Origin of the sequence: Sinorhizobium fredii USDA 205 (assembly GCF_001461695.1) — a bacterium.
Lineage (GTDB): Bacteria > Pseudomonadota > Alphaproteobacteria > Rhizobiales > Rhizobiaceae > Sinorhizobium > Sinorhizobium fredii.
Genome location: NZ_AUTC01000024.1, coordinates 63,128 through 81,317, shown reverse-complemented (window position 1 = coordinate 81,317; position 18,190 = coordinate 63,128). Strand labels below are relative to the sequence as shown.

The window sequence follows — 18,190 nt, the reverse complement described above, 5'->3', positions numbered from 1 at the left end:
GCATCGCCAGCGTCGGCACGCTACATGTGGCCGCGAAAGCGAGACATCATGACCCTCAACAACGACGAAGATCTTGAGCGGCTGAAGGAAATCGGCCGCATCTGCGCCAATGCGCTTCAGGCGATGGGCGAGGCGCTCGAACCCGGCATCACCACGGCGGAACTCGACGCGATTGGCCGCCGGGTGCTCGAGGATGCGGGCGCGCGTTCGGCGCCGGAGCTCTGCTACAAGTTCCCCGGTGCGACGTGCATCAGCGTCAACGAGGAAGTCGCCCATGGTATTCCGGGCAGCCGGGTGATCCGCGCCGGCGATCTCGTCAACATCGACGTCTCCGCCGAGAAGGACGGTCTGTTTGCCGATACCGGCGCCTCCTTCCCCGTGCCGCCGGTCACGTCCGCCATCGACCGGCTCTGCCGCGATGGCAAGCGGGCCATGTGGGTGGGCTTGAAGCAGGTGCGGCCGGACCAGTCGTTGGCCTCGATCGGCAACGCCATCGGCGAATTCGCGCGCAGGAACCGCTATTCGCTCGTCACCAACCTGGCGAGCCACGGCATCGGCCGGTCGTTGCACGAGGATCCGGCCGAGATCGCCACCTGGCCGGATCCCTCCGAAAGGCGCCGGATGAAGGAAGGCATGGTCTTCACCGTCGAACCGTTCCTGTCGATGGGCGCGCATTGGGCCGAGGGCGGCGACGATGACTGGACGCTTTACAGCGAACCACGCGCTCCGACGGTGCAATACGAACATACGGTCGTCGTCACCCGGACCGGGCCGCTGGTGGTAACGCTGCCAGGGTGAGCAGAGCAGATGCAGCCGTGCCGTCGCGGCTGCGACCGTTCGATTCCATTAATCGAAGGTTCAATCATAATGATTTGTCGCCTTGTTGCTGCGATGCAATAAGAAGGGATGAGTACGCTCCACAGATTACCGGACCGCGACGAAAAGCACGTCGGCATGACCGACCGCACTGATCCGCGTCGAACGGGGCACTTGGAGGAACCGTCGTCTCCTGCGCCTCGTGAGGCGTCACGCAGCAGCCTCGCCGCGACGGCGATCGCAGGGGCCGTTGCCATGGCCGTCGCCATGGGCTTCGGCCGGTTCTCCTATACGCCCATCCTGCCGGCGATGATGGCCGATGCGGGGCTTTCGCCGGCGGATGCCGGGCTGATCGCCTCGGCCAACTTCGTCGGCTATCTCGCGGGTGCCGTGCTTGCCGCCTATGGCTGGGCCTACGGGCATGAGCGGCGGATCGGCCTTGCTGCGCTTGGCGCGACAACACTCTTGCTCGCGGCGATGGGGCTCACCTCGTCGGTTCTCGTCTATTCGATCGTCCGCCTCCTTGCCGGACTGGCGAGCGCCTTTGCGATGATCTTCCTGTCCGGGATCGTGCTGGGGCAGGGGCTGCGCGCGAAATCCGAACATGTGCCCTCGGTGCATTTCGGCGGCGTCGGTTTCGGCATTGCGCTTTCCTCGATCTGCGTCTGGGCCGCACCGCTTGCGGGCGTCGCAGGCCTCTCCGCCTCACAAGGAGATTGGTTCACCGGCGCGCTTGTGGCGCTCCTGGGTACGGCTCTTGTTGCCGCTCTGCTGCCCGGCAGCGATCACGTGGGGAAGGGCGCCGGGCGCGAGGCGCCGCTTACCTGGACCCGGCCGCTGACCGTGGTCACGCTCACCTATGGCTTCTTCGGCTTCGGCTACGTCATCACCGCGACGTTCCTCGTTGCCATGGCGCGCGGCGACAGCGGCGGGCACAGTGTCGAGTTTCTCGCCTGGCTGATCACCGGTGTCAGCGCTGCGCTGTCGATCTATCTGTGGCGTTTCGCCGTGCCGCGCCTCGGGCTGGCGGGCGTCTATGCCGCGGGCCTCCTGGTCGAGGCTGTCGGCCTCCTGCTGACCGTTTCTCTGCCGGTGTCCGTGGCGCCGCTTGTCGGCGGGCTGATGCTCGGCGCTACCTTCATGATGGTGACGGCCTATGGCCTGCAGATCGGCCGTCAGCTTGCGCCCGAAAGTCCGCGGAGGGCGCTCGCCCTGATGACCGCGGCTTTCGGCATCGGCCAGATCATCGGACCGGTGGTGGCTGGGTGGCTGGCGGAGCGGACCGGAAGTTTCGCACTGCCGACGCTGGTTGCTGCCGTTGTTCTGTTCTGCTGCGGTATGGTGGTGGTGCTGGAACTGCGCAGGATTCGGGCTGCGTTGGCACGGTGAAGTTCTGACGATTTGCGGGCGCTGGGGACGGCGTTCCCCGGGCGGGAGCTTCATGAAATAACAGTAACATTGGGATTGCGTAATTGTTGCCGCGCGCAATTTGCCCTAGTTTCGGCCGCATCAGGAGGCAAGTCGTTGCCCTCCGAAGAAAAGCGAGTGCCGTCCCTTGTTCCAATCCTTCTTCCCCAAGCCGAAGCAGTTCTTCATCTCCGTCGTTATCTGGTCGCTGATTGCCGTTGCCTTCTGGTATGGCTGGGGTGAAAGGATCGGCGCCTTCGTTGGCTTGCCCCCCGCGCCGGCTGATGCCCCGCCGATCGTCGGTATCTCGGCCTTCTGGTCGCCTGCCTTCCTCTGGTTCTATATCTACTTTGGATTGGTGGTGGCTATTTTCGCCGCCTTCTGGCAGGTCTACTCTCCGCATCGCTGGCAGAGCTGGTCTATTTGGGGATCCGCTCTCATCCTTTTCGTCACCTACTTCCAAGTGCAGGTGAGCGTGGCGATCAACAACTGGTACGGTCCGTTCTGGGACCTGATCCAGGCCGCGGTTTCCAAGGCGGCTGTTGTCACGGCCGAAGAGTTCTACGCTCAGATCGGCACCTTCCTCGGCATCGCCATGGTCGCCGTGGCAGTCGCGGTCATGACGCGTTTCTTCGTCAGCCATTACATCTTCCGTTGGCGTACGGCGATGAACGAATACTACATGGCCAACTGGGGCAAGCTGCGTCACATCGAGGGTGCCTCGCAGCGCGTACAGGAAGATACGATGCGCTTCTCCTCGACGGTCGAAGGGCTCGGCGTCAGCCTGATTGACAGCGTCATGACTTTGATCGCCTTCACGCCTGTGCTGATCCGACTTTCGGAGAACGTCACCGAACTACCGATCGTCGGCAGCATTCCTTACCCGTTGGTCACGGCAGCCGTCCTGTGGTCGCTTTTCGGTACCGTGTTCCTCGCCCTGGTCGGGATCAAGCTTCCGGGACTGGAGTTTCGCAACCAGCGTGTGGAAGCCGCCTACCGCAAGGAGCTGGTTTACGGCGAGGATCACGTCGATCGCGCCCAGCCGGAAACCGTTGCGGAGCTTTTCAGCAATGTTCGCATGAACTATTTCCGGCTGTATTTCCACTACCTGTACTTCAATATCGCGCGCATTTTCTATCTGCAGATCAACAACATCTTCTCGTTGCTAATCCTCGCGCCTTCGATTATCGCGGGTAAGATTTCGCTTGGCGCGCTAAACCAGATTTCCGGTGCGTTCGGTCAGGTGAGCTCCTCTTTCCAATACCTGGTCAATTCCTGGCCGACGATCGTCGAGCTGCTTTCGATCTACAAGCGTCTTCGCGCCTTCGAGTCGGTGCTCGATGAGCAGCCGTTGCCGGAGATCGACCAGCAGTTCATCGAAGCGGGCGGCCAGGAAGAACTCGCGCTGTAATAGCAAGCCATATCAGAAGGCGGAGCGATCCGCCTTCCTCCTGGCATCCTCGATCATCGGCAAGGCGTCGGCATAGCTGACGCAGGCGACGTCCGGCTTCTTACAGGTTTCCGTCAGGAAGCGGTCAAGCGCCCGCCAATAGGCGCCGCCGTTCATCTCGACGAAGTGGAAGCCGAGTTGCAGCGGGATGCGCTCGCCGTCATATTCCTTGCGGAAGGCCTCGCGATAGGCGGCGAGCGTGCGTTCCTCGAAGCGGGCGCTGTCCTTCTTGTTTTCGACGCCCATCGAATGGCGGATGAACAGGTTGTAGTCCATGCCGATCACCGGGCGGTGCGAGGGTCCCTCCGGGATGAGCGGCAGGCCGAAGCGCGGCATCCCGTCCCCGGTCATGGGCCAGCCCGGCCCCTTGGTGACGAGACTCGCATCATAGGTGAACTTGAAGGCTTCTAGCGCCGGCATCAGACCGCTGCTCAACGAAAGGTAGGGCGCGCGAAAACCCTTGACGTCATTGCGGGCGAAGTCCGCCCAGCCTTGCGGTTCGGCTTCCGGTTCGCCGGCCTTTTTCCAGGCGTCGACGAGAGCGGTACGGAAAGCGGCAAATTCGCTCTCCCAGTCGGCAGCGCTCCAGCCCTTGCCGTCGAAATGGCCGCAGGCATGGCTGCCGATGTCGTGGCCCTCGAGATGCGCCTGCCAGATATGGCCGGCACGGATGGCGATCTCCTCGCGACTCTGGGCGAAGCCGACATTCGAGCGACCGGCCTTCTGCCCCGGCGCCTTGTAGCTCTGTCTCCCATCCGCCTTCGTCATCAGGAAGGTGCAGGAGAGAAAATAGGTGAAATGCGCGCCGGTACGCTTCGCCATGGCGAGACTCTTTTCCCACAGCGCGTTGTCGTGCGCACCATCGAAGGAGACGATGACGAGCTGCGTTTCCTTGGCGGGCGGCGGTGCCGCCGGCGGATCGGCGAATGTCGCCGTGGGAAGAAGACAAAGCGAGAGCGCGAGGATCTTGCGTGGCATAGGGACGGCTTCTCGGGAGAATCAGCGGATGCGACGAGTGGTTGTTGCCGTCCCTTGTTCAACAATGCGGCAATCCTTTGATCCCGCTGGAATTTGCAGGGGATATCGTTATGCGATGGTAAACAAAGGAATAAAGCGGGATCAGCGAGGCTCGAAGCGGCGAAGCGCTTGCATCGCGCTGAGATTTGTTGATCGATGGCGTTCGAAATCCGGGTGTCCGGAAGCGGCAAAATCTAGCGTGGGTGAGTTATGACTCTTTTGGTCCTCGGTATCGTGATATTCCTCGGCATGCACCTCGTCCGCGTGGTTGCGCCCGATATTCGCGCTAGCTTCATCGAGAACCGCGGCAAGGGCGCATGGATGGGACTTTATGCGCTCGTCAGCCTCGTCGGTCTCTGTCTTATCATCTACGGATTCGGCCAGGCGCGCGGCGAAACGGCGATGCTCTACAATCCGCCGGTGTTCCTGCGCCACATTGCCCTTCTGCTGATGTTGTTTGCCTTTGTCTTGCTCGCCGCGGGCTTCCTGCCGGCGGGGCGCATCGCCGCCGCGGTCAAGCATCCGCAGATCCTGTCGATCAAGATCTGGGCGCTGGCACATTTGCTTGCGAACGGCGAGACGTCATCGGTGCTGCTCTTCGGGTCCTTTCTCGCTTGGGCGGTGATCCTGCGTATCTCGCTGAAACGACGCGAGCGCGCCGGCGAAACCGTGCTGCCGGTGTTCAAGTCGACGCAGAACGACATGCTGGCGATCCTTATCGGCCTCGTTGCCTATGTGCTCTTCATCTGGAAGCTGCACGATTGGCTGATCGGCGTCGCGCCTATCGTGATGGGCTAAATGTCGCCAGCCCCCTTACAAGCGGCGCAAAATCGGGTAGAAGGCGCAAAATCCACATAGAGCGACGCGTGTCCGTCTGGACGCGCAACGGATGCTCGAACATTTGAGATTGCGCGTATCCTTTCCGGACATCGGTGTCGATTGTCGGGGGGCTACGTGCCAGCGTGCAGGCAAGGCCGGGGCGAAAGATGGCAAACCAGGACGACAGCTTTATCCGCGAGGTCAATGAAGAACTCCGCTCGGACCAGATGAAGGCCATCTGGACGCGCTTCGGCGGCGTCATCATCGGGATTGCGGCACTCATCGTCCTCGGCACCGTCGGCAAGGTCGGCTATGACTATTGGCAGGAGAGCTCCTCGTCGCAGTCGGGCGACGCCTTTCTCGTAGCCCTCGATCTCGCCAAGGAAAACAAATCGGAGGAGGCTCTCGGCGCACTGACGAAGCTGGAGCAGGAGGGTTACGGCTCCTATCCGGTTCTGGCGCGGCTCCGTTCGGCGACGCTTAAGGCCCAGAAGGGCGAAACGGAAGCGGCTGTTGCGGCGTTCACCGAGATTGGCAAGGATACCCGCATTCCGCCGGCACTCCGCGATGCGGCGCGGTTGCGCGCGGCATACCTGCTCATCGATACAGGCACCTACGATCAGGTCTCGGCCGAGGTCGAACAGTTGGCCGTGCCGCAGAACGCCATGCGCCATTCGGCGCGCGAGGCGCTTGGCCTTGCGGCCTATAAGGCAGGCGACTACGCCAAGGCGAAGGGCTGGTTCCAGCAGATCGCCGACGACACCGACAGCCCGCGCGGCGTCGTCAATCGAGCGCAGATGCTGCTTGATGTGATTGCGGCGAGCGGCAAAGCTTGAGGCATTTGATATGAGTTTCACCGTCGCCATCGTCGGGCGTCCCAATGTCGGCAAGTCGACCTTGTTCAACCGCCTGGTTGGCAAGAAGCTGGCGCTCGTCGACGACACGCCGGGGGTGACGCGTGACCGCCGCCCCGGCGACGCGAAACTCGTCGATTTGAAGTTCCGCATCATCGATACCGCCGGTCTCGAGCAGTCGGCCCCCGACAGCCTGCAGGGGCGGATGTGGGCGCAGACCGAACAGGCAATCGACGAGGCGGACCTGTCGCTGTTTGTCATCGATGCCAAGGCAGGCCTGACGCCGGCCGATGAAACGCTTGCCGAAATGCTGCGCCGGCGCGGCAAGCCCGTCATCGTCGTCGCCAACAAGTCAGAGGCGCGCGGCTCCGATGGCGGCTTCTACGACGCCTTCACGCTCGGCCTCGGCGAGCCGTGCCCGATCTCGGCCGAGCACGGCCAGGGCATGCTCGATCTCCGCGACGCGATCGTCACCGCGCTCGGCGAAGAGAGAGCCTTCCCGCCCAGGGAAGACGTCGCCGAGACCGATGTCGATATCCGCCCGACCGGTGCAGGCGGGGGGGAGGACGAAGAATCCGAACCAACCTATGACGAGACGAAGCCCCTGCGCGTCGCGATCGTCGGTCGGCCGAATGCCGGCAAGTCGACGCTGATCAACCGCTTCCTCGGCGAAGACCGGCTGCTGACCGGCCCCGAAGCCGGCATCACCCGCGATTCCATCTCGGTTGAATGGGAATGGCGCGGCCGCACGATCAAGATGTTCGACACGGCCGGCATGCGTCGCAAGGCCAAGGTGCAGGAGAAGCTGGAAAAACTTTCGGTTGCCGACGCGCTCCGAGCGATTCGCTTTGCCGAAACGGTGGTCATCATCTTCGATGCGACGATCCCCTTCGAGAAGCAGGATCTGCAGATCGTCGATCTGGTCATGCGCGAGGGGCGTGCAGCGGTACTCGCCTTCAACAAATGGGATCTGGTCGAGGACTGGCAGGCGGTACTTGCGGACCTTCGCGAAAAGACCGAACGACTGCTGCCGCAGGCTCGCGGCATCCGTGCCGTGCCGATTTCCGGCCACACGGGTTATGGGCTCGACCGGCTGATGCAGGCGATCATCGAGACGGACAAGGTCTGGAACCGGCGCATCTCGACGGCGCGGCTCAATCGCTGGCTGGAATCGCAGCAGGTCCAACACCCGCCGCCGGCCGTCTCAGGCCGTCGCCTGAAGCTCAAATACATGACCCAGGTGAAGGCCCGCCCGCCGGGCTTCATGATCTCCTGCACGCGCCCCGAGGCGGTGCCGGAATCCTATGTCCGCTACCTGATCAACGGGCTGCGCAACGATTTCGACATGCCGGGCGTGCCGATCCGCGTCCATTTCCGCGCCTCGGACAATCCTTTCGAATCGAAGGCGCGCAAGAGGCGCTGATCGCGTCGGTCCGCCCCTCATCCGGCTGCCGCCACCTTCTCCCCGCAAGCGGGGCGAAGGGAATCGCGGCGCGCGCTTAGGTCCCCTCTCCCCAGTGCGGGGAGAGGGCTAGGGTGAGGGGCAATTTTCCCGATTTAATCCGCTTCAGGCAACTTCTCGCGTTCCACCAGCGCCCCATGATGGCCGATCACGGCCGCCGCGACGCGGGCGGCGAAGGCGGCGGCGTCGGCCGGATTGTCGCCGGCTGCGAGGCGCGCCAGGAACGAACCGTTGAAGCTGTCGCCGGCGCTCGTGGTGTCGACGACATGAGAGACAGACGCGGCCGGAACATGCCGGCGCTCGGCTTCGCCGAACTGCAGCGTGACGCCGTTGGCGCCGTCCTTGACGGCAATGTCTTTGACGCCGAGGCCGCGATAGCGTTCGATCGTCTCGCCGACGGACGCATCGCCGAAATGCGTTGCCTCGTCGTCATAGCTTGGCAGCAGCATGGTCGCCGCCCGCGCGCCGGCTTCAAGCGTCGCCCGCATCCTGACCGCGTCGTCCCAAAGGCGCGGGCGGATGTTCGGATCGAAGACGACACGCTTGCCGCTCGCCTTTGCCCGCCGCAGTTCCGCCAGCAAGGTTTCGACCGCATCCGGGGCAAGGATTGCGAGCGTGATTCCGGAGAAGAAGACGATATCGCCCTTTTCGATCGCCGCCCGCAACCGTTCGGGATCGTCGGCGAGCAGCTTGGCTGCCGAGGTCGAGCGCCAGTAGGAGAAGCTGCGCTCGCCGTCCTTGAGGTGAATCATGTAGAGCCCCGGCATGCGGCCCTCGATCCGGGCGATATGCGCGGTGCCGACCCCGGTGCCTTCGATGAATGACAACATCTCGTCGGACACGACGTCGGTGCCGACGGCGGTCAGATACTCGACGGCCCATCCGGCCGGTGCGAACAGACGGGCGTAATAGGTAGTATTGAAGGTGTCGCCGGCATAGCCCTTGCGCAACATGCCTCCTTCCGCCTGCATCAGTTCGACCATGCATTCGCCGATTGAAAGCATGCTGCCGGCCATTCGTGCTTCTCCTCCATTTGCGTCGCTCATGGGTTAGCGATCTGTCGGCCTCGCAGCAAGCGAATGTTGCAAGCGCCGTTTACTCGGTGAATTCGCGGCGATACATCTCTCATCGAGCAGTTGGAACGGCGGGGTTTGCGGATGGCGATTGAATCGGGGTCTGGCGACGATTGGTGGCGCGGCGCGGTGGTCTATCAGGTCTATCCGCGGTCTTTCCAGGACACGGATGGCGACGGCATCGGCGACCTCAACGGTGTGACCCGGCGTCTGTCGCATGTCGCCTCGCTCGGCGTCGATGCCATCTGGCTGTCGCCGTTCTTCAAGTCGCCGCAAGCGGATATGGGCTACGACGTTTCCGACTATTGCGACGTCGACCCGATGTTCGGCACGCTTGCCGATTTCGACGCTTTGATGAGGGAGGCGCACCGGCTGGGGCTGAAGGTCATCATCGACCAGGTAATCTCGCACACCTCCGACCGCCACCCCTGGTTCGTCGAAAGTCGCTCGAGCCGCACCAATGCCAAGGCGGACTGGTATGTCTGGGCCGATCCGAAGCCGGACGGCACGGCGCCGAATAATTGGCTGTCGATTTTCGGCGGCCCGGCCTGGGAATGGGACGGTGTGCGCAAGCAGTATTACATGCACAATTTCCTGTCGTCGCAGCCGGACCTCAATTTTCACGAACCCGCGGTCCAGGAGGCGCTGCTCGCCACCGTCCGTTTCTGGCTCGACCGCGGCGTCGACGGCTTCCGGCTCGATACGGTGAACTACTATTTCCACGATCGGCACTTGCGGGACAATCCGCCGCTGATCCCGGATCCCGATGCGACCAGCCATGATGCGCCGGAGGTCAACCCCTACGGGATGCAGGATCATCATTACGACAAGACCCAGCCTGAGAATGTTGCGTTCCTACAGCGCTTGCGGGGCTTGCTCGACGAATATGGCGGCCGCGCAACGGTCGGCGAGGTCGGCGACGGCGCCCGTTCGCTGAAGACCGTTGCCGCCTATACGAGCGGCGGCGACAAGCTGCATATGTGCTACACCTTCGACCTGCTCGGCCCGGAATTGTCGGCACGCCATGTCCGGCGCTGCGTCGAGAACTTCCAGGCGATCGTTACCGATGGCTGGGTCTGCTGGGCCTTCTCCAACCACGATGTGATGCGGCATGTCAGCCGTTTTGCGCTGCGCGAGGCCGACCGGGAACGGGTGGCGAAGCTCGCCATCTCGCTGCTCGCCAGCCTGCGCGGAACGATCTGCCTCTACCAGGGCGAGGAATTGGGCCTACCAGACGCGGAGCTCACCTATGAGGAGTTGCGCGACCCCTATGGCATCCGATTCTGGCCGGCCTTCAAGGGCCGTGACGGATGCCGGACGCCAATGGTCTGGGAACGGGACGAGGCGAATGCAGGCTTCTCCTCCGGCTATCCCTGGCTGCCGGTGCGCGATGACCATCGGGTCCTGGCGGTCAATACCCAGGAGGGTGTCGCGGGGTCGGTGCTGGAGCATTACCGCCGGACGCTCGCTTTCCGTCGCGCGCATACGGCCCTCCTCGATGGCGACATGTCATTTCTTGCCACCAATCAGGATGTGTTGGCCTTCACCAGGAAAAAAGGCAGCGAGACGCTGCTTTTCGTCTTCAACCTGACGGGGGAGCCGCAGACGGTTCAGCTTGCCGCCGACATGGTTGTTGCCGAGGCGCTGCCGATGCCGGGCTTTGGAGCGACCATAAGCAACGGTGGAATCCGGCTGGATGCGCTGGATTTATTCTGTGGGAGGATGGCGTCCAATCTCTCAAACCGGACCAGCAGGTGACGATGTCGCCGTCGTCTGCGGCCTCAGCCGATACGATGCACGTAAAGTATAGGTCAGGATAGCGACAATGCCCCAGAGCCGAATGTATGAAAACATTAAGATCCAAGCGACAAATGCGAGATATTTCGTCTGGCCGTAGCCGGGGCCATCAAATAATGGCGAGAGCAACTTTGCGACCTGTGTCTGCAGGAACGTCGCGGCTATCAGAAACGCGCAATTGTAAACGACCGCGCGCGAGAGGTGTCGGCCATGAAATCTGAATTCACGTAGAACGCCGACGAAACGGGGCCGGCGATCCATTCCCTTTTCAACGACCAGCATGAACGCGATCATCGAAACAATGGCGATCCATAGCTGAAGCGGGCCTTGCCACCAAGGATAAGCAATACCGTCAAAGCCAAACCAAAGCTGAGCTGCGGCGAACCTGTCGATGCCGGCTAAATTGGCTGCGCAAACAGTCAAGAAAAACAGCGACAAAAGCCGCCAGATTACCCGCCAGCCGAAAACCACCTGTTCCCTGAATGCGAGTCGCGAAAGCGAAGTCCAGCCATTTGCCAGTTCAATCATTTTCTGACTAGCGAGAAGAAACGCAATAAAAACTGCAAGCTGGACCAATATCATTCCCAAGAGGGCGAGGGCGTCAGGCATCGCCTTTGCATAGGTCCGGAGTACCGTTGCCAATAATAGCCAGGGCACGGTGTGTAGAAGTAAATATGGCCCATAGGTTGGAACGGAACGGAATACGCGGCTTGTCCGGCTAGACGCAATTGCTGTTTCGACGTTCTCCATCGGCGCATTATAGCGGGAATACATAAAGCGCCGTTTATCGCATTCGTTAAAATCCAGACGACCGTCGGATTTTCAAGCCGCCAGGCAGCCTTTCAGCCTCACCCAATCAGCGCGAACTTGTCGACATCCACCAGGCCGCGATCCGAAATCTTCAGGTGCGGGATCACCGGCAGCGGCAGGAAGGCGAGCTGCAGGAAGGGTTCCTCCAGCGTCGCGCCCAGCGCGAAGGCGGCCTGGCGCAGATGGTGGAGGATGTCGCGCACCCGCTCGTAAGGCTCGATGCTCATCAGGCCGGCGATCGGCAAGGCGATCTCGCCGGTCACCCGGCCGTCCTCGACGACGACGAAGCCGCCCTTGATCTCGCCGAGCCGATTTGCGGCCAGCGCCATGTCCTCCTCGTTGACGCCGACGACGCAGATATTGTGGCTGTCATGTCCGACAGTGGAGGCGATTGCGCCCTTCTTCAGGCCGAAGCCCTGGACGAAGCCGTTGGCATGGTTGCCGTTGATGCCGTGGCGCTCAATGACGGCAACCTTGATGATGTCGCGGCCGAGATCGGGGCCGGCCTGGTTGCCCTCGGCCGGCAGGCGGTAGCGACGATGCTCGGTGATGATCTTGCCGGGCAGCACGCCGATCACCGAGGTCTCGCCCTCGCTGTAGGGCACCGCGAAATCCGCCGGCTTGATCTCACTCGCCTTGACGCTGTCGAGTCCCACCGGCTCGACCGGCTTGCGCCGGGCAAAGAGCGCATCGGTGACGCGTTTCCCGCCGGAATAGACCATCTCGGCCTTGCAGTTCTCCAGGCTGTCGATGATGACAAGATCGGCGCGCCAGCCGGGCGCAACCAGACCGCGGTCGCGCAGCCCGAAGGCACGCGCCGCCGAGATCGAGGCGGCGCGGTAGATTGCCAGCGGCTCGACGCCCGCGGCGATCGCCGTGCGGATCATGTGGTCGATGTGGCCCTGCTCGGCGATGTCGAGCGGATTGCGGTCGTCCGTGCAGAGCGCCAGGTAGGGTGACAGCCGCTCGGTGATGATCGGCATCAGGGCATGCAGGTCCTTCGACACCGACCCTTCGCGCACCAGGATGTGCATGCCCTTGCGGATCTTCTCGAGGGCCTCCTCGGCGCTGGTGCATTCGTGGTCGGTGCGGATGCCGGTTGCCAAGTAACCGTTCAGTTCCTTTCCACGCAACAGCGGCGCATGGCCGTCGATGTGGCCGTCCTGAAAGGCTTCGAGCTTGGCGAGGCAGACCGGGTCCTTGTGGATGACGCCGGGGAAATTCATGAACTCGGCAAGGCCGATCACCTTCGGGTGATGGCGAAAGGGCGTCAGCCGCTCGATCGGCAGATCGGCACCGGCGGTTTCCAGATGCGTTGCCGGGACGCAGGAGGAAAGCTGGACGCGGATGTCCATGATGGTTTCCATCGCCGAATCCAGGAAAAACTGGATGCCTTCGGTGCCGAGTACATTGGCGATCTCGTGCGGATCGCAGATCGCCGTGGTGATGCCGAGCGGCAGGACGCAACGGTCGAATTCGTGCGGCGTCACAAGCGAGGACTCGATGTGGAGATGCGTATCGATGAAGCCGGGGACGACGATGCGGCCGGAGACGTCGATCTCCTCGCGGCCCTCGTAGGCGCCGCAGGTACCGACGATCCGATCGCCCGAGATGGCAACGTCGGACGCGACGAGTTCGCCGGTGACGAGATCGAAGAACCGCCCGCCCTTGAGCACGATGTCGGCCGGCTCGCGGCCGACGCCCTGATCGATAAACCGTTCCAGCGTCTCGGACATTCTGCACCTCGCCCCTTCTGCTTTGCCCGATGAGAATAACCCTCTCCGCGCGGACGGGGAAAGGGTTCGAGAAGCGTGAGGCCGAGTTTTCAGATATTGTTCTTCAGAACGTCGCGCAGCTTGTCGATCAGCTCGTCGATCTGGTGTTTCTCGATGATCAGCGGCGGCGACAGAGCAATGATGTCGCCGGTCGTGCGGATCAGCAGCCCTTTCTCATAGGCCTTCAGGAAGGCGGAGAAGGCGCGCTTCGTCGGCTCTCCGGCGATCGGCTCGAGCTCGACTGCGCCGATCAGGCCGATATTGCGGATGTCGATCACATGCGGGCAGTCTTTCAGCGAATGCAGCGCTTCTTCCCAGTAGGAGGCGAGTTCTGCGGCGCGCGTCAGCAACCCTTCCTCCTTGTAGGTGTCGAGCGTTCCGAGTGCTGCGGCTGAAGCGATCGGGTTGCCGGAATAGGTATAGCCGTGGAAGAACTCGATGAGGTGTTCGGGCCCGGTCATGAAGGCGTCGTGGATCTCCGAGGTGACGAACACCGCGCCCATCGGGATGACGCCGTTGGTCAGACCCTTGGCGGTGGTGATGATGTCCGGCTTCACGTCGAAATACTGCGCGGCAAAGGGCGTGCCGAGGCGGCCGTAGCCGGTGATCACCTCGTCGAAGATCAGCAGGATACCGTGCTTGGTGCAGATTTCGCGCAGCTTCTGGAGATAGCCCTTCGGCGGGATGAGCACGCCGGTGGAGCCGGCGACCGGCTCGACGATGACGGCGGCGATCGTCGAGGCGTCGTGGAGCGTGACGATCCGCTCCAGTTCGCTGGCGAGATCGCCGCCATGCTTGGGCTCGCCGCGGGTGAATGCGTTCTTGGCGGGCAGGTGAGTGTGCGGCAAGTGGTCGACGCCGGTCAGCAGCGTCCCGAACATCTTGCGGTTGGCGACGATGCCGCCGACCGAAATGCCGCCGAAGTTGACGCCGTGATAGCCGCGTTCGCGGCCGATGAGGCGGAAGCGCGAGCCGTTGCCCTTGGCGCGGTGATAGGCGAGCGCCACTTTGAGCGCGGTATCGACCGATTCCGAACCGGAATTGGTGTAGAGCACATGGTTCAGGCCCTCGGGAGCGATATCGACGAGCCGGTTGGCGAGCTCGAAGGCCTTCGGATGGCCGAGCTGAAAGGCCGGCGCATAGTCGAGTTCGCCCGCCTGCTCGCGGATTGCCTCGGTGATCTTCGGCCGACAGTGACCGGCATTGACGCACCAGAGTCCCGCCGTTCCATCGAGCACGGTTCGCCCGTCATGGGTGGTGTAGTACATGTCCTTGGCGCCGACGAACAGACGCGGCTCTTTCTTGAACTGCCGATTGGCGGTGAACGGCATCCAGAAGGCGCTGAGATCGTTCGGGGTGGTGTTCAGACGGTTCGACATGTCCTGTTCTCCTCGGCGGAGCCTGTGGCGGGCAGCGCGAGCGGCCGACCGGCTCCGGAATCTTTTACTCATTGGTCAAATTATCAGCGCCCCTGTGAGCGTCAAGCCTGCCGACGGCCTGCGGCTTTTCGCTTCTCAACGAAAAAGCCCCGCGATTGCTCGTCGGGGCTTTGGGCATTCAGCTCTTGTCGGCGTCTTGGGAGTCAGGCCGACTTGCGCACGAAAGGCTTTTCTATCACGACGCTCGTGGCTGCGCCGTAGATCTCCGAGAGTGCGCCCAAAATCTTCATGACGGAGTCGGACGAGCTCGAATAGTAGATCGTCTGAGCGTCACGTCGGGTACTAACCAGATTCTGGGCACGCAACTTCGAGAGGTGCTGGGAAAGAGCCGATTGGCTCAGCCCGACCTTGTTGGCCAATGCGCCTACCGCCATTTCTTCTTTGACCAGCGAGTCGAGAATGAGCAGGCGTTTTGGATTTGCCATGGCCGAGAGGAAACCAGCTGCTATTTCGGCTTCCTCATGTTTTTCAGGCGAAAGTGGCTGCATTGCGTGCTCCATGCGAGAATTACATCACACGTCGTTATGTTTTACGAAGCACGATAATTAGACGTGATGCATAAAAGGGCAACCACCCACTGCAAGAATTGGGGGTAGCTAAGTGTCGATTAACCGTTAAGTTTTTTCAAAACAGGCCGCAACTGCGCCGTGTCCTCGATAACCGCATCGAAGTCGAGACGTCGCAATCTCTCTCCGTCGGAAAGGTCGACACCGGCGGCATCAATCCCGACGATCTTCCAGTCGCCATCCCCGGCACGGCAGTGGACGGCCGCATAATGCTTCACGGCGTCTCGGTGATCGGAATTCATGTGGTCGATGGCGCTGCCTTCCATCTCGGCGAGCGCGGCCAGGGCGGGCGACGCGATGACAAGGTCCTTGTTGGTCAGCACATAGGCGCGGCCGAAGCCGCCATTGAGGCTGGCGCGCAGCGGCACAAGGCGGAAAAAGCCGAAATCCGGAAAGTCGACATAGAGCCGGGCCTTGGGGTGGCGGCGAAGAAACCGTTCGCGGATGCGGCCATGCGCGGCGCTGTCGCGCGGAACCTCCTCGGCCTCGCACTGCACGGTAAGGCGCGGATGGGGAGGGGATCGCCCTTGCCGGGCTCGCCGGTCAGCAGGGATGCGCGCCGGTCGGCAAGCAGCGCCTGGGTGTGGGTCGAAAGCCGCGAGACGAGAATGACCGGCACGCCGTCAATGTCGATGCCGATCAAGGCACGGCTGACGAAGGGGAAGCCATTACCTTCAGGTTCGAGCACAGCCAGCGCGCCGCTGCGCGCCGACCGGAGCAACACTCGGGCAAGCTGGCGCGCTTCGTCGTCGGTCTCACGCAGGACGTTCGGTTTGTCGCTCATGGTGCGCTTCCTCGCCTCGAGCCCGAATGAAAAAGCCTGGAGCAGCTACTCCAGGCTTCTTTTGAACCCCGCAGTTTTGCGCGTCAATCTTTGCTGCGGTGTCGCGTCAAACCTTCGACGATGTTTTGCGCGTCGATGGTGCCGACCACTGCGCCGTTATCGACGACGCCGATGCTGCCCGGCTGGCGGGACATGGCGTCGAGGATGTCGACGAGCGGCGTCGTCGGTTTGGCGGTTGCCGTCACGCCAGTACTGGCAGCGGTCCGCCCGACGCCGGTCTGCATGACGTCCTTCGCCGTCAGCATGGTGATCGGGTTCATGTGCTGGACGAAGTCGGCCACGTATTGGTTGGCGGGGTTCTTGACGATCTCCTGCGGCGTGCCGCACTGGATGATCCGCCCGCCCTCCATGATGGCGATGCGATTGCCGATGCGGAAGGCCTCGTCGAGATCGTGGCTGACGAAGATGATCGTCTTCTTCAGCCGCCGCTGGAATTCGAGCAGCTCGTCCTGCAGGCGCGTCCGGATCAGCGGGTCGAGGGCCGAGAACGGCTCGTCCATCAGCAGGATCGGGGCGCCGGTGGCGAAAGCCCGCGCAAGGCCGACCCGCTGCTGCATGCCGCCCGAAAGCTCGTTCACCTTGCGGTCTGCCCACTTGGTCAGATTGACAAGTTCAAGCTGCTCGCCGACGCGCTTCTTTCGCTCCGCATCGCCAACCCCGGCCAGTTCGAGGCCGAAACCGACATTGTCGGCAACCGTCCGCCAGGGAAGCAGGGCGAACTGCTGGAACACCATCGACACGGTGTGCATGCGGAAGTCGCGCAAGGCTTTGGCATTGCATCGATAGGGGTTCAGCGATCCGGTCGGCGTCTTGACTTCGACCTCGCCGCGCACCACCGGGGCTAGGCCGTTGACGGCTCTCAACAGCGTCGATTTGCCGGAGCCGGACAGGCCCATCAGCACGAGGATCTCGCCTTCGTGGATGGCCAGCGAGGCGCCGGCAACGCCGAGCACCAGGCCGGTGGCAGCACCGATCTCGTCGCGGGTCTTGCCCTGATCGACCATCTGCAGGGCCGGCTGCGGGTTCTTGCCGAAGATGATGTCGACATTCTTGAAAACGACGGCTTCGGTCATGCGCCTTCTCCTTCGTCGGACGTGCGGAAAAGACGATCAAGAACGATGGCCAGGATGACGATACAGAGTCCGGACTCGAACCCCCTGGCGATATTGACGGTGTTCAGCGCCCGAAGGACAGGCACGCCGAGGCCGTCGGCACCGACGAGTGCCGCAATGACCACCATCGACAGCGACAGCATGATCGTCTGCGTCAGCCCCGCCATGATTTGCGGCATCGCGAAGGGAATCTCGACCTTGCGCAGCACCTGCCATGGCGTGGCGCCGAAGGATTCGGCCGCCTCGACCAGCGACGGCGGCGTCGAGATGATGCCGAGGCGCGTCAGGCGGATCGGCGCGGGAATGGCGAAAATGACGGTGGCGATCAGCCCGGGCACCATGCCGAGACCGAAGAGGATCAGCGCCGGAATGAGGTAGACGAAGGTCGGGATCGTCTGCATCAGGTCGAGGATCGGCCGCATGATCGAGTAAACCCAGGCACGCCGCGCAGCCACGATGCCAAGGGGCACCCCGACGGCCATGCTGACGAAGCTCGCCGCGAGCACCAGCGCCAGCGTCTCCGTGGTTTCCTGCCAGTAGCCCTGATTGACGATCAGGAGCAGCCCAAGACAGGTAAAGGCGGCGATGCCGATGGAACGGCGGAACCACCACGCAAGGGCGGTCACGATTACGATGACGATGAGCGGGTGCGGCGTCTGGAGGATGTAGAGCAGGACGGAAATGATGCCCGAGAGCAGATTTGCAAGCTGGTCGAAGAACAGCTCGAAATTCGTTGTCAGCCAGTCGACGAACGCTTTAGCCCAGCCGCCGATCGGGATGCGATTTTCTGTCAGAAATTCCACGAACTGGATCCCTCTTGTCAGGGTCAAACACTTGGATCGCATGAAGCGGTGGAAAAAGGCGGGGAGTTTCCCCGCCCGACTGCATGTTTCCTTCAATCAGAGCCGATTCAGGAGAGTCATGCAGCAATTCAGAGTGCTGCAGCGAC

General features: G+C 62.4%; 15 protein-coding genes and 1 pseudogene. 7 read left to right on the top strand and 9 right to left on the bottom strand.

Annotation, left to right across the window (positions count from 1 at the left end; all coding sequences use genetic code 11):
• Nucleotides 1-48 precede the first annotated feature (48 nt).
• The 3 genes from map (at nucleotide 49) to sbmA (ending at nucleotide 3,634) form a co-directional block, all read left to right on the top strand.
• Nucleotides 49-798: a type I methionyl aminopeptidase gene (gene map / locus N181_RS03620; RefSeq protein WP_037396056.1), complete on the top strand. Its 750-nt coding sequence runs from the start codon at nucleotides 49-51 to the stop codon at nucleotides 796-798.
• Nucleotides 799-1,071: 273 nt separating this feature from the next.
• On the top strand, nucleotides 1,072-2,205 hold the full coding sequence (locus N181_RS03615; RefSeq protein WP_086018619.1) for an MFS transporter: 1,134 nt from the start codon (nucleotides 1,072-1,074) through the stop codon (nucleotides 2,203-2,205).
• A gap of 166 nt (nucleotides 2,206-2,371) precedes the next feature.
• Nucleotides 2,372-3,634 (top strand): peptide antibiotic transporter SbmA, encoded by a 1,263-nt coding sequence (sbmA, locus tag N181_RS03610; protein WP_014329183.1) that lies wholly within the window; start codon nucleotides 2,372-2,374, stop codon nucleotides 3,632-3,634.
• 12 nt (nucleotides 3,635-3,646) lie between these two features.
• On the opposite strand, the gene N181_RS03605 is transcribed toward sbmA, so the two are convergent.
• Nucleotides 3,647-4,651: a polysaccharide deacetylase family protein gene (locus N181_RS03605; RefSeq protein WP_037436614.1), complete on the bottom strand. Its 1,005-nt coding sequence runs from the start codon at nucleotides 4,649-4,651 to the stop codon at nucleotides 3,647-3,649.
• 249 nt (nucleotides 4,652-4,900) lie between these two features.
• Here N181_RS03605 and N181_RS03600 point away from each other — a divergent pair, with 249 nt between their 5' ends.
• The 3 genes from N181_RS03600 to der all read left to right on the top strand — a co-directional run bounded on the left by N181_RS03600 (nucleotide 4,901) and on the right by der (nucleotide 7,786).
• Entirely contained in the window at nucleotides 4,901-5,488 is a 588-nt protein-coding gene (locus N181_RS03600; RefSeq protein WP_037396060.1) for an NnrU family protein, read from the top strand.
• Between the two features lie 188 nt (nucleotides 5,489-5,676).
• Nucleotides 5,677-6,345, top strand: coding sequence for a tetratricopeptide repeat protein (locus N181_RS03595; protein ID WP_014329180.1), 669 nt, complete (start codon nucleotides 5,677-5,679; stop codon nucleotides 6,343-6,345).
• Between the two features lie 10 nt (nucleotides 6,346-6,355).
• Nucleotides 6,356-7,786: a ribosome biogenesis GTPase Der gene (der, locus tag N181_RS03590; protein ID WP_037396062.1), complete on the top strand. Its 1,431-nt coding sequence runs from the start codon at nucleotides 6,356-6,358 to the stop codon at nucleotides 7,784-7,786.
• A 134-nt stretch (nucleotides 7,787-7,920) separates the two neighbouring features.
• Here der and N181_RS03585 read toward each other — a convergent pair whose 3' ends face one another.
• On the bottom strand, nucleotides 7,921-8,841 hold the full coding sequence (locus N181_RS03585; protein WP_037396064.1) for a sugar kinase: 921 nt from the start codon (nucleotides 8,839-8,841) through the stop codon (nucleotides 7,921-7,923).
• A 141-nt stretch (nucleotides 8,842-8,982) separates the two neighbouring features.
• On the opposite strand from N181_RS03585, the gene bglA reads away from it, so the two are divergent.
• Nucleotides 8,983-10,656, top strand: a complete 1,674-nt coding sequence (bglA, locus tag N181_RS03580; RefSeq protein ID WP_037396066.1) for a beta-galactosidase BglA — start codon at nucleotides 8,983-8,985, stop codon at nucleotides 10,654-10,656.
• Here the strand turns inward: bglA and N181_RS03575 are convergent.
• The 7 genes and pseudogenes from N181_RS03575 to choW form a co-directional block, all read right to left on the bottom strand.
• Nucleotides 10,636-11,304: a hypothetical protein gene (locus N181_RS03575; RefSeq protein WP_037396067.1), complete on the bottom strand. Its 669-nt coding sequence runs from the start codon at nucleotides 11,302-11,304 to the stop codon at nucleotides 10,636-10,638. The genes bglA and N181_RS03575 overlap by 21 nt on opposite strands.
• 239 nt (nucleotides 11,305-11,543) lie before the next feature.
• Nucleotides 11,544-13,241, bottom strand: a complete 1,698-nt coding sequence (gene ade / locus N181_RS03570; RefSeq protein ID WP_037396069.1) for an adenine deaminase — start codon at nucleotides 13,239-13,241, stop codon at nucleotides 11,544-11,546.
• Between the two features lie 89 nt (nucleotides 13,242-13,330).
• A complete protein-coding gene (aptA, locus tag N181_RS03565) occupies nucleotides 13,331-14,659 on the bottom strand; it encodes an omega-aminotransferase AptA (protein ID WP_037396071.1) in 1,329 nt (442 codons plus the stop codon).
• 203 nt (nucleotides 14,660-14,862) lie between these two features.
• The gene (locus N181_RS03560) at nucleotides 14,863-15,207 is read right to left on the bottom strand and encodes an ArsR/SmtB family transcription factor (protein WP_014329174.1); all 345 of its coding nucleotides are present in this window, start codon (nucleotides 15,205-15,207) and stop codon (nucleotides 14,863-14,865) included.
• 119 nt (nucleotides 15,208-15,326) lie between these two features.
• Nucleotides 15,327-16,069 (bottom strand): annotated as a pseudogene (locus N181_RS03555) (HugZ family pyridoxamine 5'-phosphate oxidase).
• An 83-nt stretch (nucleotides 16,070-16,152) separates the two neighbouring features.
• The gene (gene choV, locus N181_RS03550) at nucleotides 16,153-17,202 is read right to left on the bottom strand and encodes a choline ABC transporter ATP-binding protein (RefSeq protein WP_014329172.1); all 1,050 of its coding nucleotides are present in this window, start codon (nucleotides 17,200-17,202) and stop codon (nucleotides 16,153-16,155) included.
• On the bottom strand, nucleotides 17,199-18,044 hold the full coding sequence (choW, locus tag N181_RS03545) for a choline ABC transporter permease subunit (protein ID WP_037396090.1): 846 nt from the start codon (nucleotides 18,042-18,044) through the stop codon (nucleotides 17,199-17,201). Before choW ends, choV begins: the two co-directional genes overlap by 4 nt.
• Between the last annotated feature and the right edge of the window lie 146 nt (nucleotides 18,045-18,190).